Below are 14360 nucleotides of genomic sequence, written 5' to 3' on the forward strand. Positions count from 1 at the left end.
ACAATGAAAAACATCCAAAAGCTGGCCCTGGCTGCATTTGCCTTCTTTGCCGCGGCAACGGCGCAGGCACAGGACGTGCACTTCTCGCAGTTCTACGAAACACCGCTGTTTCGTAACCCGGCGCTCGCGGGCATCGTCAACGGCGACTACCGCGTGCAGGCTGTATACCGCAGCCAGTGGAACAGCGTGGCCAACGCCTACAAAACCCTTTCGGCGAACGCCGAATACAAGCTCAAGGTCGGCGGCGGCGACAATTACGCCACCATCGGCATGCAGGTGTTCAGCGACGAAGCAGGCAGCGCGAGCATGCAAACGCTGCAGCTGCTGCCGGCCATCAACTTCCACAAGTCGGTATCGTCGGTGCGCAACATGTACCTGTCGGCGGGCTTTATGGGCGGTGTGGTGCAGCGTCGCTTCGACCGCAGCAAGATCACCACGAACAATTCTTACGATAACGGTACCGACGGTGAGCCGCTGGTGTCGAACGGCTACCGGTACTTCGACGGCAGCGCCGGTCTCAGCCTCAACGGCGACTTCGGTGAAAATCCCGACAACAGCTTCGTGCTTGGCGTGGCCATGCACCACCTGACGCGTCCGCGCAACAGCTTCTTCCAATCGAGCGGTATTGAGCTGGCGCCGAAGTATGTACTTTCCGGTGCGCTCAAGCTCGGAATGCAGGAGAACACGAACCTGATCATGCACACCGATATCGTGGTGCAGGACAAGAGCCAGTACCTCATCGGCGGTCTGCTGTACAACATCAAGTTCGGTCCCGATATGGAAATGCCCGACCTGACGCTGTCGGCCGGCTCCTTCCTTCGCTGGAACGATGCGCTCATCCCGACGGTCAAAGCCGAACTCAAGGGTTTTGCACTGGGCCTGAGCTACGACGTAAACATTTCCAAGCTCAAGACCAGCAGCCTCGGCCGCGGCGGCTTCGAGCTGTCGCTGACCTTCGTGGGCTTCCGCAAGAACGTCGACAACTCGTCGCTCAACGCCATGCACTGCCCGAGGTTTTGATGTCGGATGTAGGATGGCTGATGTCTGATGTAATTGAAAAAAGCTTCCCAACCGGAAGCTTTTTTATTTCTGGCACTGTCCAAAGATCAGGGTATTATAAATCCGAGATCCTAGATCCGAGATCTGAGATCCGAGATCCGAGATCCGACATCCTTAATCCGAGATCCTAGATCCGAGATCAAACATCATTTTCTTGTGTGAACTGGTCGCGCGAGGCATCGCGGTGCTGGCGAAACAGGCGGCGGCTGAGGCGCAGGGCAACGAAGAGCGAATAGACGGCGCCCGTGAGGAGCAGGGCCTCGGAGACATATTGCTTCAGCCAGCGGTTCTCGGTAAGCAGCAGGAACGAATCATAGCACCCATGAAAAAGCACGGCGCGGATCAGTCCATTGCGGAAGAAGACGGCTTTGCGAAGCGGCGCCACCTGCGCGAGGCCCACGTAGTAGCCCATGATGGCCGCGAAGCAGGCATGCGCCGGCACCGTGGTGAATGTGCGGCCGAGCAGCACGCCGTAACCATGACTCCATACATACGCAACGTTCTCTACGGTTGCGAAACCCATGCTCACCATGATGCTGTACACGATGCCGTCGAGCGGCTCGTCGAAAGAGGGGAGACGGAAGCAGTAGTAGCGCAGGCCGAGGAATTTGGCGCCTTCCTCCACGACAGCAATTGCAAGAAATGATTGGAGGAGAATGCCGGGTACATTGCGCGGCAGCAGCGAGCTGATGCCCTTTTCGAGAAAGTAGGCGGGTACGGTCAGAAGCGCCCCGAGCAGGAAGCTGAGGATGAGGAAACGCTTGGGCTCGGGGTTGTGCACATCCCGGCTGAAAACATAAAGACAGATGGCAAGCCCCGGTGCGGCCGCCAGGGCGATCAGGAGCATAGCGGCATTTGCGCTAAGATAAGCCGGCCACGCTTGCGGGCACATTTGTTGCAGTTCCGTATCTTTTGCTTATGAAATTCCGTTTGGCCGCTACCGTTGCTTTTGTCCTGTCGCTGCAGGGCGCTAGTGCCCAGCAATTCGGTGGCTTCCCGCCATTGTACCGCTGGCAGCAGATTCATACCGATACTGCGCGTGTCATCTTTACGCCCGCCGCCGCTGTACAGGCCCAGCGCATAGCTGCGCTGCTCCATCGTATGGCAGCCACCGAGCAGCAGCTCGGCAACCGCCTGCAGCCGATCAGCATGGTGCTCCATCCCAACACAACCCTTGCCAATGGCTACGTGGCGCTCGCACCCTTCCGCAGCGAGCTCTACCTCGTGCCCCCGAGCAATATTTTCGAATTCGGCAACCTTCCCTGGAGCGATCAGCTCGTGGTACACGAGTACCGCCACGTGCAACAGTACAATCAGTTCAACCACGGCCTGAGCCGCGTCGCCGGTTTCCTGCTGGGGCAGGAGGCCCGCGCGCTCGCCAACGCCGCCTCGGTGCCCGACTGGTTCTTCGAAGGCGACGCCGTTTATGCCGAAACAAAGCTTACACCACAGGGCCGTGGCCGCCAGCCGTATTTCTTCAACAGCTTCAACGCGCTCTGGAAAGAAGGCCGCAACTACAGCTGGATGAAGCTGCGCAACGGCTCCTACCGCGACCAGGTTCCCGACCATTACCCGCTGGGCTACCTGCTGGTCAATTACGGCTACCAGAAATACGGTCCCGATTTCTGGCGGAAGGTGACGCAGGACGCGAGTGCCTTTAAAGGTTTGTTCTATCCCTTCCAGCGGGCCGTGAAGCGCTACAGCGGTATCCCGTACCGCCAATTCCGAAATGAAGCGCTCGCATCGTACCAGCACGAAGTAAGCCGTCGGCGCGATCAGCAGGGGCATCGCGAGGTAGTGACCGATTACCTTTTCCCGCGTGTCGTGGGTACCGACAGCCTGCTTTACCTCAAATCGGGCTACCAGCAGATCCCCGCGTTTTTTGTGCGACAGGGAGGCACGGAGAAACGTATCGCCCGCCGCGACATCAGTTCCGAAGACTGGATTGGCTATGGAAAAGGAACGCTTGCCTATACCGCCTACAGCACCCACCCGCGCTGGTCGCTGATCGATTACAGCGATATCGTCCTGCTTGATGTTGCCAGCGGCAGCCGCACCCGCATCACGCACAAGCAGAAATATTTCACGCCTTCGTTTTCGCCGGGCGACAGTCTCCTCGTGGCCGTACACATCAACGACTCCCTGCAGTGTGAGCTTCATATTCTCGACCGCCAGGGCAACGTGTTGCAGCGCCGCCGCACCGGCGCCGGGGCACTCTTCGTGCACCCGCAATTCGTGAACAACCATACAGTGGTTGTCGGAATCCGGCACGCGAGCGCGCGGATGTCGCTGCACCTGCTCGACCTGCAGACGATGACCTTCTCGCAGGTGCTGCCAGCAACGGCTGCCACTATCGGCTACTTCTTTCCCTACAACGGCAAGGTTTATTTTACGGCGTCGCTCAACGGCACCGACGACCTGTACGAGCTCAACCTCCTTGCAAAAACAACGTTCCGGCTTACCACGGGCGGCGTCGGCCATTACTTCGCATCCGTCGACGGCAACCGCGTTACCTGGTCGGAGTTTACCTCCAACGGGTTCCGCATCCGCCAGCGCTCGCTCGACAGCCTGTCGCGTATCGAGATCCCGGCCGGACAATGGGGCCTCGAGCAGCCTCCCTTCAACGTGGCCGGCGCCGACAGCGCACAGAACATACTTGAAACGCCTGCACGCGACTTTCCCGTAAAGCCGTACCCGAAGACCACGGGCCTGCTGAACGTACACAGTTGGCGGCCATACTATACCGACCCGGAATTCACGTTCTCCATCTTCAGCGACAACGTGCTCAACACGTTCAGCAACGAGCTTTATTACCGCTACAACCAGGATGAGAACTCGCACGCGGTCGGATTCAGCACGGCTTACGGCGGTTTCTTCCCGGTGCTCACGGCCGGTGTTGAGCATACGTTCGAGCGTCGCTTTGCGGATACAACGCGTGTCTATACCTATTCAAACACCGATGTCCGTGCCGGCTATTACATCCCGCTCAACTTTACGCGCGGAACGAGCTATAAATACCTCCGCTTCGGCACCGATGTCGTATACAGTGTTTCCAACCCCACCGGCGCGAGCAAGGGCTTCCTGGAGGGAGGCTCGAGTGTGTACCTCAGTCATTCACTGAGCTGGTCGCAGCTACGGCCGCGCGCCCGCCAGCAGATCTACCCGCGTCTCGGCTACGCGGTTTCGGGCAACGGTCGTCACCGCCTCGACGCGCACGGTTACCAGGTGCTCGGCAACACCGCCCTGTACCTTCCCGGTGTATTGCGCACCCACAGCATCATACTTACGGGCGGCGTGCAATCGACCGACTCGGTAAGCCGGATCTTCTTTTCGAACCGCTTTGCCAACAGCCGCGGCTACAGCGATTTCTACAACCCGCTGATGTGGAAGCTGTCGGCCAACTACCACCTGCCGCTGCTGTACCCCGAGATCGGCGCCGCCAATATCGTGTACCTCTCAAGAATCCGTGGCAACGCGTTCTTCGACAACACACGCTACTTCAACTACCGGCATGAGAAGGTGCTCGACCTGGCCAGTACGGGTGGAGAGGTCTATTTCGATATGCGCTGGTGGAACGAATACAATGTAACCATCGGCGTCCGCTACAGCCGCCTCCTTGATGCCGCCGCCGGCCGCGCCTCCTCGGCCAATGTCTGGGAAATCGTGTTACCCGTAAGCCTGCTGCCCCGCTAGATCTGAAATCCAAAATGTAGATCCGAGATCCTGAATCCTGGATGCGAGATCTCAGATTAGTCGATTCGTCCCTGGTTCTTGTGGATCCGCTGCAGGTGCGGCTTCAGGCACTGCCGCAGGGTCAGCTTAACGACCTCGCCCATGGTGCGGCAACGGAGAAATTGCAGGTTGTCGAAATGCTGCGCGAGTTGCTCCCGCAGCTGCAGTCGCTTTTCGTCGGTGGAGATCGTGTCGCGCGTCATGATGTTGAGCAGGTGCAGGATGCGCCGCCGCTCCACGGTAACGCGGAACGCCATCAGCGTACGCTCTTCGGCCTGGTACTGGGCGATCGATTCCGGGTTGAGGTGCTCGAGCGCGAGCTCCACCAGTGGCCGGTTTTCCTTGAAGAATTGCGGGAAGTACAGGTTCCTGCGCCCTTCGTACGATTGCTGGTCGAAATCGATCGCGCGGATGCGGTATTGGTAGTCCTCGATATCGGGCGTTACGTTCACCACGAAGTTGTAGCTGCGCATGTCGCCGAGCAGGCGCACAAAGCAGCGCTCGTTGAACTTCACAAACTCTTTTGCCAGGCGGATCTTGTTGGTTTCGGGGAGCGCGAGGTGCTGCTTGATAAACAGGTCGCCGGGAAGGCCCGGGATATGCTCCTCCACCAGCGTGCCGCTGCTGGTGAGATACGTAATGCGGTTGGGGGAGAGGATGTGTTCAAGCTCCAGCCCGTACACGCGTGAGGCATCTTCCTTCTTGATGTAGTAGTGATCGTAGTTGTCGTTGAACCGGTTGACGATGCGGATCCGGAACGGGTTGGAATTGCCGAAGGTGCAGTAGTCGATCCGCGCCACGTCGAGGTGCCGCGTGAAGGTGAGATCGCCTTCGGTTTTGAGGATGGCGTAGATCTGCACGAGGCTTTCGCGGATATAGTCCCAGTCGCGCATATCGTACGACGCTTTCTCCCAAAGGGTGTCGTTGCCCTGCTTGTCTTTCAGCGGCACCGAGTACGAGATATGCAGCAGGTCGTTGTAGGTGAGGGGCAGCGCCACCTCGCGCCCGTGCTGCCGCAGGTATTGCCGCAGGTGCTTGTTGACGGGGAAGAAGGGTTTTTTCCGGGAGGGCTTGTCGTCTTCGAGCTGCATGGATCTAATTTAAGCGAGGATGCCCATTTCTTTCCGGAGCTCTCTGAAATACGCCGGTGTGTGCAGGAGACGGCTGCCATACCAGCTGAATAGCTCGCCGTCGACGAGGAGCACGCGCGCCCCCGGTGCAAGCTGCTGCAGCTCGCTCATATGCTTTTCCTGGAAAGGGTAGGGCTCCGACGAAAGCAATACATAGTCGCAGCCGGCAAGCGCCCCGGGTTCGATCTCCGGGTAGCGGCTTTCTTTTGCGAAGAAATTGTGCACGCCGAGGTGCTCCAGCATGTCGTGGATAAAAGTATCGTTGCCAACGCTCATCCACGGGTCTTTCCAGATCAGGTAGGCGACATTGGGCCGGTTGCCGACGATCGAGGGAAGCGCTCCGAAGGCCTCCGCGATCCTCTCCCGTATTTCTACCGCCTTTGCCTCGCGGTGCACAAGCTGCCCGATGGCATCGACAGCGTCGAGCGCCTCCTCGAGCGTATGGATGTCGGACACCCAGGTCGGGAACTGACGGGCCAGCGCTTCCACCTGCTCCTGGATGTTTTCCTCGCGGTTGGCGAGAATAAGATCGGGCTTCAAGGCCGCCACGCGGGCCGCGTCGACGGTCTTGGTGCCGCCCACGCGGGGCTTGTTGCGAAACCAGCGGTCGGGGTGAATGCAGAATTTCGTGATCCCGGCGACCTCTTCGTCGAGCCCCAGCTCGTGGAGCAACTCGGTTTGAGAGGGCACAAGCGACACGATCCGCCGGGGCGGTTGGATAAAGCGGAGCTCGTTTCCGAATGGATCGACCAGTGCGGGCATACTGCAAGGTACTTCGGGCCCCGGGTTCAACGTGCAGAAATAAAAAAGGGTCCGCCATCTGGCGGACCCTTTCACTATCACCAACCTCATGTTGTGGAATCAGTACAACAGGAGGGATTACTCCTTTTAGTTTGCTTTCATAAGATTCGGAAGTTGGTGACACAAATCACTGTGGTGGAATTCAAAGGTGAGGCTTCGGTTTTTCAGGATTGGATTGAATCGGTTTTTCAGGATTGGATTGAAGCGGTTTTTCAGGATTGGATTGAAGCGGATTTTCGGGATACGGATTAAGAACGGGCTGTTTTCAAGGGATTGGATAGGATCGGATAAAAAAATGAAGTTGACTGATATTGGATTTTCAGTTTGGTTTTTCAGCGATTGGATTTTCAAAGAGCGTTTTGTTGGATACTGGTTCTTCTTGGATTGGATTGTCAGCTTTTCAGCAGGCTATTGGATTTTGGTTTTTCGGATACTGGTTGTTTGCTACCAATCAACTTCTGACACAAAAGTATCATTCAATGTTGCCCCACACAAGTGCAAAAGTGCTCTATTTCGCTGCTTCGGTTATTACCGGAAAGCTCGTAGCCTTTCGATACTACGACTCGTAATTCTACGATTGCCCGGTCCCGTTAATTTACGAATTGCCATGGTAGATATTGGCGCAGAAAAGCCGCCCGGAGGCGGCTCAACTAATTTGCAAAGTCGGAAGTTGAAAGCTGGAAGGCGTTGGTTTTCATTCGCTTCCCGCTTCCGGCTTCCCACGTATATACTTGCCTACGCGAGTGCCTGGAGCACGTCGTACTTGGTAACGATCTGGTAGTTGCCGCTTTCGTCTTTGGCAAGCACGGCACCGCAATCCTTCGTAATAAGCGTACCCAGCTTTTCAACCGGTGTGTCGAGCGCAACCTCGGGGAGGCCCTTTTCCATTACCTGCTGCACCTGCTGGTTGCGGATATCGGGATTGGCAAACACCTTCTGGAACAGCCCGTTCTCCGAGATCGCACCGGTGATGGCGCCAGAGGCGTCCGTTACGGGGATATGCTCGATGTCGTATTTCTTCATCAGCTCCACGGCTTCCGATACGGTCTTGCTGTCCTCGATCGTGATGAGCCGCTGGCGTCCGCGGGCACTTACCAGGTCCTTGAAGGTCTTCACTTCGAAGAAGCCGCGCTCGGCCATCCACTGGTCGTTATAGATCTTGCCCACGTAGCGGCTGCCGTGGTCGCAGAGGAGCACCACAACAACGTCGGTTGGCTTCAGCTGGTCTTTCATTTTCATCAGGCCGGCGATCACCGAGCCGGAGCTGTAGCCGCAGAAGAGGCCTTCGTCTTTGGCCAGCTTGCGGGCAAACACGGCTCCATCTTTATCCGACACCTGCTCGAAAGCATCGATGACGCTCATGTCGTAGTTGGCGGGAACGAAATCTTCGCCGAACCCTTCAGAAATGTATGGGTGTACTTCGTTCATGTCGACCTCGCCGGTGCGGTAATACTTCGTCAGCAACGAGCCCTCGACGTCGATCGCCCAGACCTTGATGTCGGGGTTCTGCTCTTTCAGGTACATGGCCGTGCCGGTAACCGTACCACCGGTGCCCGCGGTGCACACAAAGTGCGTGATCGTGCCGTCGGTCTGCTGCCACAGCTCGGGGCCGGTGCTCTCATAGTGGCCGAGGCGGTTGGCCAGGTTGTCGTATTGATTGAAGTGAAGGGAGTTCGGAATTTCCTTTGCGAGGCGGGCCGCTACCGAGTAGTAGCTGCGCGGATCTTCGGGCTCCACGTTGGTGGGGCACACGATCACCTCGGCGCCGAGGGCACGCAGGATGTCGACCTTCGACTGCGATTGCTTGTCGGTAGTAACGAAGATGCACTTGTAGCCTTTGACGATCGCGCCGAGAGCCAGGCCCATGCCGGTATTGCCCGAGGTGCCTTCGATAAGCGTTGCGCCGGGCTTGATGCGGCCTTCGGCCTCCGCCACTTGGATCATCTTCAGCGCCATGCGGTCTTTGGTGGAATTACCCGGGTTGAAGTACTCGACCTTGGCGTACACCGTGCAGGGAAGGTCCTTGACAATGCGGTTCAGCCGTACCAGCGGCGTGTTGCCGATTGTCTCGAGTATGTTGTTCTTTACATCCATAAAGCGTATTGAGGCCGCAAAGGTAGCAATTTGGGCGGGGATAACCGACCGCTATCAGTGCTCCCGCAGCCCCTTTTCACGCCGGGCTGCCAGTAAACGGTCGAGCAGGAAAAGCCCCAGCACGATGTTGGCCATCAGGAACAGGTTGACATACTGGTTACTGAACGCCGTGCTGATGTCGAAGCTGGGAAGAGGAACGCCCGGCCGGGAGCTGCCGGCATCGCTGCCCGACGACTGCCCGATAGCGTACACCAAAACTGTGAGCAGGAGAGCGCCAAAGAAAAGCCCGATGCCGCCGATGACCCGCTTGTTGAGGTACTGGCGGGTTGCCGGAACGATCTGCTCCTGTGCAATGGCATCCATCACATTGCGGGTAAAGCGGAGCGAAGGTTCTTCAAGCTCACCCAGCTGCAGCAGTTCGTGGGTTTCGAGCAGCTCGGCATACTTGGCGCGCCAGGCGGCATTCTCCGCAAGGAGACGCTCGATCCGGCTCTGCTCGGTCGCGTCGGCAAGGCCATCGATGTAGGCCCACAACTGCACTTCCATATCCTGCGCTTGTTCCATAACGGCAATGTTCAGGGTTAATAAAGATCACGCACTTCCGCGGCGAAATGCGTTTGCATTTTTTCCTTAAGCCGCGTCCGCGCGCGGTGCAGCCGCACTTTGGCGGCATTGGCCTCGATGCCCAGGATGGCCGCGATCTCCTCGAGGCTTTGCTCGCCTTTGTAAAAAAGCGTCAGCACCTGCGCATCGTCGGGGCCGAGCAGCCGCAGCGCCCGGTTCACAAGCTCGCTGCGCGACTTCGCCTCGACCTGGTTGGCACTGAGTCCGCCATCGAGGTTGTCGGCCCGGGCAAACACCTGCTCGTCGTCGAGTGAGCGGACGTCGGGCCGGGCCTTTCGCAGCCAGCTCAGCGCGCTTGTAGTGGCGATGGTATAAAGCCAGGTGCTGAATTTCGACTCGCCCTTGAACGCCGGCAGCGCCCGGTAAGCTTTTACAAATACGTCCTGGGCCACCTCCTCGGCATCCTCCCTGCTTTTGACATAGCGAAGCACCAGCGTAAACACGAAGCCCTGGTAGCGCTCCACCAGCACGGCATAGGCAGCGCTGTCGCCACGCAGCACGCGCGCTAAAAGCTCGGTATCGGCCGTTTCGGGGGGCATTCGGGTTCTTTGACGTCGTGTTGTAAAAAGAGGTTACCGCAAAGTTCGGAAATCATTTTGACGTGGACCCTGCCGGGCACCCAATCCGCAAATTGGCTCGTCGGCAGGATAGGCCAGGGACGGGCTGTTGTGCTGCTGCGTTGTGCGTGCCTGGAGATGCCCTTGAAAGCAGGATCATGACCAACGGTTGACGCGCGCCGATTCGTTACCTTTGCCGCCGTATGTCAGAAGAAAAATCCCTGAATTTTATCGAGGAAATCGTTGAGAACGACCTCAAAAGCGGCAAGTATAAGAGTATCGTGACGCGCTTCCCGCCGGAGCCGAACGGCTACCTGCACATTGGTCATGCCACCAGCATCTGCCTCAACTTCGGGCTTACCCAGAAATACCCCGGCTACACCAACCTCCGCTTCGACGACACCAACCCGACGACCGAGGAAACCGAATACGTGGACTCCATCAAGGCCGATGTGAAATGGCTCGGCGTTGAGTGGAAGAACGAGCACTATGCCTCCGACTACTTCGAGCAGCTCTATGAGTATGCGGTCACGCTGATCAGGAAAGGCCTTGCTTATGTAGACGACCTTTCCTCCGAGGAAATCGCGCGGCTGAAAGGCACGCCCACCGAGCCCGGGAAGAACAGCCCGCACCGCGACCGGAGCATCGAGGAAAACCTGCAGCTCTTCACCGACATGCGCGCCGGCAAATACAAGGACGGCGAGAAAGTATTACGCGCCAAAATCGACATGGGCCATACGAATATGCTGATGCGCGATCCGCTCATCTACCGCATCAAGCATGCGCATCACCACCGCACCGGCGATACCTGGTGTATTTACCCCATGTACGACTTCGCGCATGGCCAGAGCGATTCGATCGAGCAGGTAACGCACTCGATCTGCACACTGGAGTTCGTTCCGCATCGCGAGTTGTACGACTGGTTTATCGAGAAGCTGGAGATATTCCCCTCGCATCAATACGAATTTGCGCGCCGCAACCTCACGTATACCGTCATGAGCAAGCGCAAGCTGAAGCAGCTCGTGGAAGAGAAGCACGTCGATGGCTGGGATGATCCCCGGATGCCCACCATCAGCGGGATGCGCCGCCGCGGCTACACCCCGGAAGCCTTCCGCGACTTCTGCGACCGCGTGGGCATCGCCAAGCGCGAAAACCTGATCGACGTAGGCCTGCTCGAGTTCTGCGTGCGGGAGCACCTCAACAAGATCGCGCTTCGCCGCATGGTAGTGTTCGATCCCATTAAGGTAGTGCTGACCAACTACCAGGACGGCAATGGCCCCGAAATGCTGATCGGGGAGGACAACCCCGAAGATCCGAACAGCCCGACCCGCGAGATCCCCTTCACGCGCGAGCTGTTTATCGAGCGCGACGATTTCCTGGAAAATCCCCCGAAGAAATATTTCCGTCTGTTCCCCGGTGGTATGGTGCGGCTCAAGTTTGCCTACATCATCAAATGCGACGAAGTGATTAAGGACGCTGATGGAAATATCACCGAACTGCACTGCACCTATATCCCGGAAAGCAAAAGCGGTTCGGATACATCGGGGATCAATGTGAAGGGTACGCTGCACTGGGTGTCCGCCACCAACAACATCAGCGCCGAAGTGCGTCTCTACGACCGCCTCTTCAAGGTGGAAGATCCTTCCAACGAGGAAGGTGATTTCAAATCGTACATCAACGAGGCTTCGCTGGAAGTGCTGCCGAACGTATACGCCGAGCCCGCGCTCAAAACAGCGAAGATGAACGAGCGCTACCAGTTTCTCCGCAAGGGCTACTTTACGCTCGACAGCAAGGAAACCTACCATCGCCTCGTATTCAACCGCACGGTTGGACTGAAGGATGCTTGGGCGAAGGAGCAGAAGAAGGGATAATTTGGTAGTCTGCTAATCTGCTGGTCTGCTAATACTTTTTCGCTACTACAATAATAAAACCCGCTTCACCGAAGCGGGTTTTATTATTAGCAGACTAGCAGATTAGCAGACTTTCGCTGCTTCGTTATTTCGTTTTAATAAAGACATACGGATCCTGCTCGGCATATTCGTTCTGTCGTGTGGTCACGCTCCGCACCTTGCCTTTGAGCTCTTCAAACCGGATGGCGAAGATGCCGTACTCGATGTTGTTATAAGTCATCAGCCATTCGCCGTTGTCCATGTACCTGAGTGAGGCCTCGAGGTTTTCGTGGTTGAGGAAACGGATCACAAGGCTGTCGCCCTCGGTGCGGATACGGATCGAGCCGTAGAGCGGATTCTGGTAGGAGCCGGAGTATTCGGCCAGGGGCAGGGATGGCTTGTTGCCTTTTACCCGCGCTTTCCAGGCGCTGATCTCTGCCAGCTGGCCCTGCAGCTCGCGGCGGGCCGGGCCCAGGAACTGGCGGCTGCGATCTATGTACGGAACAGCAAGGTAGGCATCGAGGATCTGATAGCGAAGCGCTTCGAAAAAGCTCTGGTTATCCTGGTTCGTCAAGATGGCAATGCCCAGCCGCTCCTCGGGCACGAAGCACACGTTGCTTACCATGCCACCCGCACCGCCGGTATGCCAGTATACCTGGCGGCCGTTGTAATCGGTGGCGAAAAGCCCGAGTCCGTAGCCACGGAAATGTGTGGGGAACGCGCCCGACTTCCGGCTGCCGACGACGATGTTGAGATCGCGCGTTTTCTGCAGCACCGAAAACGGCATTACCTGCCTGCCCATCCAGCGGCCGCTGTCGAGCTGGAACTGCAGCCAGTGGCCCAGATCGCTCACGTTGCTCACGATCGCGGCGGCCGGGGCGAGGTTGTTCCAGTTGTCGTAGGGCACACGCTGCAGCGTACCGGTATAGGATGTTGTATAAGGCACCGCCACGTTGGGCTGCTTGTCGATATCGGTGGAGAGTACCCGCGTTTCGTTCATCTCGAGCGGGCGGACAATGGAGTCGCGCACGAAGTCTTCCCACATATAGCCCGACACCCGCGGTATGACCTGGCCCGCAGTGAGAAAGCAGCTGTTGCAGTAGCCGTAGTCCTGGCGGAACTGCTGCGTTGGCTTGAGGAGACGCATCCGTTTCATGATCTCCTCGCGGGAAAGCAGCGTGTTCCAGAACGTAAAGTCACCCTGGAAGGTCTTCGTTCCGATGCGGTGGCTCAGCAGGTCGCGGATCGTGACCAGCTGGGTGGCGGCCGACTCGTAAAGACGATAGTCGGGAAAGTATTTGCGGATGGGGTCGTTGAGGTTGATCTTACCGCGTGTTTCGAGCAGTGCCAGGGCCGTGCCCGTGAAGAGCTTCGTGTTCGACGCGATCATAAAAAGCGTATGCGCGTCAACGGGGCGGCCGCTTGTCAGGTCACGAACGCCATAGCCCTTGGCAAGCACCACCTTGCCGTCTTTGACCACCACCACGGACAGGCCGGGAAGGTTCCAGTCTTTGAGGCCACGGGCGATGTATTGATCAAGGGAGTCGGAAATAAAGGAAGGTTGCTGGGCGGTGGCCGGCAAGGCGCCAAGCACGCTCAGCAGGAGGGGCATGATCTTTTTCATGGTACGTGGGTGATTTCGGCCAAAGTACGACAATTCCCTATTTGAGGCAGGCCGTTCAAAACTTGTTGCAGCTCCGCAGCGGCATCCTCCAACAAAGCTGGGTTTGCGCCGCTGGCATGACTTTTTTGCCTATCGCGCCATTGTTCACCAACAACTTCTATATGAAAAAGACGTTTGTCTTACCAGCTCTGATTGCCTCAACTCTGCTCGCATCGTGTACCAGCAACGACTCCACGTCGAAAAGCACTACCGACACGACTGTCAGCACCACCAACACAACAACCGTAGCTCCGGATACGGCAATGAACAACCCGTCCAGCACCGCACCGGCCGGGACCACGTACAGCAGCACCCCGCTGAACGACAAAGACATGGACTTCGTGAAAAAGGCAGCCATGGGCGGCATGATGGAAGTGCAGGCCGGCAACGTGGCCCAAACCAACGCCATGAACGACCGCGTAAAAGCATTCGGCGCCATGATGGTACGCGACCACCAGGCGGCTAACCAGGAGCTCATGAACCTCGCCCGTGCGAAGGGTATGATGCTCAGCGACAGCCTCGATAAAAACACGCAGGACCACATGATGTCCATGCAGAAAATGCAGGGCAAGGCTTTCGACAAGCATTACATCGGCATGATGGTCACCGATCACAACAAGGACGTGGCCGAGTTTGAGAAAGCCGCCAGCGGCGCCAACGACGCCGACCTGAAAGCCTGGGCCGCCAAAACACTCCCGACGCTGAAAATGCACCAGGACAGCGCGAAGGCCATCAACGCAGCTATCAAGTAATGTGGGATATCTGATGTCGGATGTCTGATGAAAAGCGCCCCGGCCAATGGACGGGGCGC

12 protein-coding genes are annotated in these 14360 nt (G+C 57.6%); 5 read left to right on the forward strand and 7 right to left on the reverse strand.

The window, feature by feature from the left end; translation table 11 throughout:
* The first annotated feature begins 3 nt into the window (after positions 1 to 3).
* The gene (locus ACYU7Z_RS02800) at positions 4 to 1020 is read left to right on the forward strand and encodes a PorP/SprF family type IX secretion system membrane protein (protein ID WP_460567165.1); all 1017 of its coding nucleotides are present in this window, start codon (positions 4 to 6) and stop codon (positions 1018 to 1020) included.
* Between the two features lie 178 nt (positions 1021 to 1198).
* Here ACYU7Z_RS02800 and ACYU7Z_RS02805 read toward each other — a convergent pair whose 3' ends face one another.
* Entirely contained in the window at positions 1199 to 1906 is a 708-nt protein-coding gene (locus tag ACYU7Z_RS02805; RefSeq protein ID WP_460567166.1) for a PrsW family intramembrane metalloprotease, read from the reverse strand.
* A 71-nt stretch (positions 1907 to 1977) separates the two neighbouring features.
* Between ACYU7Z_RS02805 and ACYU7Z_RS02810 the strand changes: the two genes are divergently transcribed.
* Complete coding sequence (locus ACYU7Z_RS02810; RefSeq protein WP_460567167.1) at positions 1978 to 4752, forward strand: TolB family protein; 2775 nt, start codon at positions 1978 to 1980, stop codon at positions 4750 to 4752.
* A 56-nt stretch (positions 4753 to 4808) separates the two neighbouring features.
* On the opposite strand, the gene ACYU7Z_RS02815 is transcribed toward ACYU7Z_RS02810, so the two are convergent.
* Together ACYU7Z_RS02815 and ACYU7Z_RS02820 are read right to left on the reverse strand one after the other, a co-directional pair.
* On the reverse strand, positions 4809 to 5882 hold the full coding sequence (locus tag ACYU7Z_RS02815) for a hypothetical protein (RefSeq protein ID WP_460567168.1): 1074 nt from the start codon (positions 5880 to 5882) through the stop codon (positions 4809 to 4811).
* A gap of 9 nt (positions 5883 to 5891) precedes the next feature.
* Positions 5892 to 6683 (reverse strand): helical backbone metal receptor, encoded by a 792-nt coding sequence (locus ACYU7Z_RS02820; protein ID WP_460567169.1) that lies wholly within the window; start codon positions 6681 to 6683, stop codon positions 5892 to 5894.
* Positions 6684 to 6776: 93 nt separating this feature from the next.
* On the opposite strand from ACYU7Z_RS02820, the gene ACYU7Z_RS02825 reads away from it, so the two are divergent.
* Positions 6777 to 6974, forward strand: coding sequence for a hypothetical protein (locus ACYU7Z_RS02825; RefSeq protein WP_460567170.1), 198 nt, complete (start codon positions 6777 to 6779; stop codon positions 6972 to 6974).
* Positions 6975 to 7457: 483 nt separating this feature from the next.
* On the opposite strand, the gene ACYU7Z_RS02830 is transcribed toward ACYU7Z_RS02825, so the two are convergent.
* Genes ACYU7Z_RS02830 through ACYU7Z_RS02840 form a run of 3 tightly spaced genes read right to left on the reverse strand, consistent with a single transcriptional unit; the run spans position 7458 to position 9979 of the window.
* A complete protein-coding gene (locus ACYU7Z_RS02830; protein ID WP_460567171.1) occupies positions 7458 to 8816 on the reverse strand; it encodes a cystathionine beta-synthase in 1359 nt (452 codons plus the stop codon).
* A 54-nt stretch (positions 8817 to 8870) separates the two neighbouring features.
* The gene (locus tag ACYU7Z_RS02835; protein WP_460567172.1) at positions 8871 to 9380 is read right to left on the reverse strand and encodes an anti-sigma factor family protein; all 510 of its coding nucleotides are present in this window, start codon (positions 9378 to 9380) and stop codon (positions 8871 to 8873) included.
* A 17-nt stretch (positions 9381 to 9397) separates the two neighbouring features.
* Complete coding sequence (locus ACYU7Z_RS02840; RefSeq protein WP_460567173.1) at positions 9398 to 9979, reverse strand: RNA polymerase sigma factor; 582 nt, start codon at positions 9977 to 9979, stop codon at positions 9398 to 9400.
* 221 nt (positions 9980 to 10200) lie between these two features.
* Here ACYU7Z_RS02840 and ACYU7Z_RS02845 point away from each other — a divergent pair, with 221 nt between their 5' ends.
* Positions 10201 to 11868, forward strand: coding sequence for a glutamine--tRNA ligase (locus tag ACYU7Z_RS02845; RefSeq protein WP_460567174.1), 1668 nt, complete (start codon positions 10201 to 10203; stop codon positions 11866 to 11868).
* A 124-nt stretch (positions 11869 to 11992) separates the two neighbouring features.
* On the opposite strand, the gene ACYU7Z_RS02850 is transcribed toward ACYU7Z_RS02845, so the two are convergent.
* Entirely contained in the window at positions 11993 to 13510 is a 1518-nt protein-coding gene (locus ACYU7Z_RS02850; RefSeq protein ID WP_460567175.1) for a serine hydrolase, read from the reverse strand.
* A 161-nt stretch (positions 13511 to 13671) separates the two neighbouring features.
* Between ACYU7Z_RS02850 and ACYU7Z_RS02855 the strand changes: the two genes are divergently transcribed.
* Complete coding sequence (locus ACYU7Z_RS02855; protein ID WP_460567176.1) at positions 13672 to 14301, forward strand: DUF4142 domain-containing protein; 630 nt, start codon at positions 13672 to 13674, stop codon at positions 14299 to 14301.
* Positions 14302 to 14360 lie beyond the last annotated feature (59 nt).

Source organism: Flaviaestuariibacter terrae, from assembly GCF_054777635.1.

What these genes read in the sequence shown, in the direction of transcription:
- ACYU7Z_RS02800 (WP_460567165.1), top strand. Translation starts at nt 4, where the DNA reads ATGAAAAACATCCAAAAGCTGGCCCTGGCTGCATTTGCCTTCTTTGCC.
- ACYU7Z_RS02805 (WP_460567166.1), bottom strand. Translation starts at nt 1,906, where the DNA reads ATGCTCCTGATCGCCCTGGCGGCCGCACCGGGGCTTGCCATCTGTCTT.
- ACYU7Z_RS02810 (WP_460567167.1), top strand. Translation starts at nt 1,978, where the DNA reads ATGAAATTCCGTTTGGCCGCTACCGTTGCTTTTGTCCTGTCGCTGCAG.
- ACYU7Z_RS02815 (WP_460567168.1), bottom strand. Translation starts at nt 5,882, where the DNA reads ATGCAGCTCGAAGACGACAAGCCCTCCCGGAAAAAACCCTTCTTCCCC.
- ACYU7Z_RS02820 (WP_460567169.1), bottom strand. Translation starts at nt 6,683, where the DNA reads ATGCCCGCACTGGTCGATCCATTCGGAAACGAGCTCCGCTTTATCCAA.
- ACYU7Z_RS02830 (WP_460567171.1), bottom strand. Translation starts at nt 8,816, where the DNA reads ATGGATGTAAAGAACAACATACTCGAGACAATCGGCAACACGCCGCTG.
- ACYU7Z_RS02835 (WP_460567172.1), bottom strand. Translation starts at nt 9,380, where the DNA reads ATGGAACAAGCGCAGGATATGGAAGTGCAGTTGTGGGCCTACATCGAT.
- ACYU7Z_RS02840 (WP_460567173.1), bottom strand. Translation starts at nt 9,979, where the DNA reads ATGCCCCCCGAAACGGCCGATACCGAGCTTTTAGCGCGCGTGCTGCGT.
- ACYU7Z_RS02845 (WP_460567174.1), top strand. Translation starts at nt 10,201, where the DNA reads ATGTCAGAAGAAAAATCCCTGAATTTTATCGAGGAAATCGTTGAGAAC.
- ACYU7Z_RS02850 (WP_460567175.1), bottom strand. Translation starts at nt 13,510, where the DNA reads ATGAAAAAGATCATGCCCCTCCTGCTGAGCGTGCTTGGCGCCTTGCCG.
- ACYU7Z_RS02855 (WP_460567176.1), top strand. Translation starts at nt 13,672, where the DNA reads ATGAAAAAGACGTTTGTCTTACCAGCTCTGATTGCCTCAACTCTGCTC.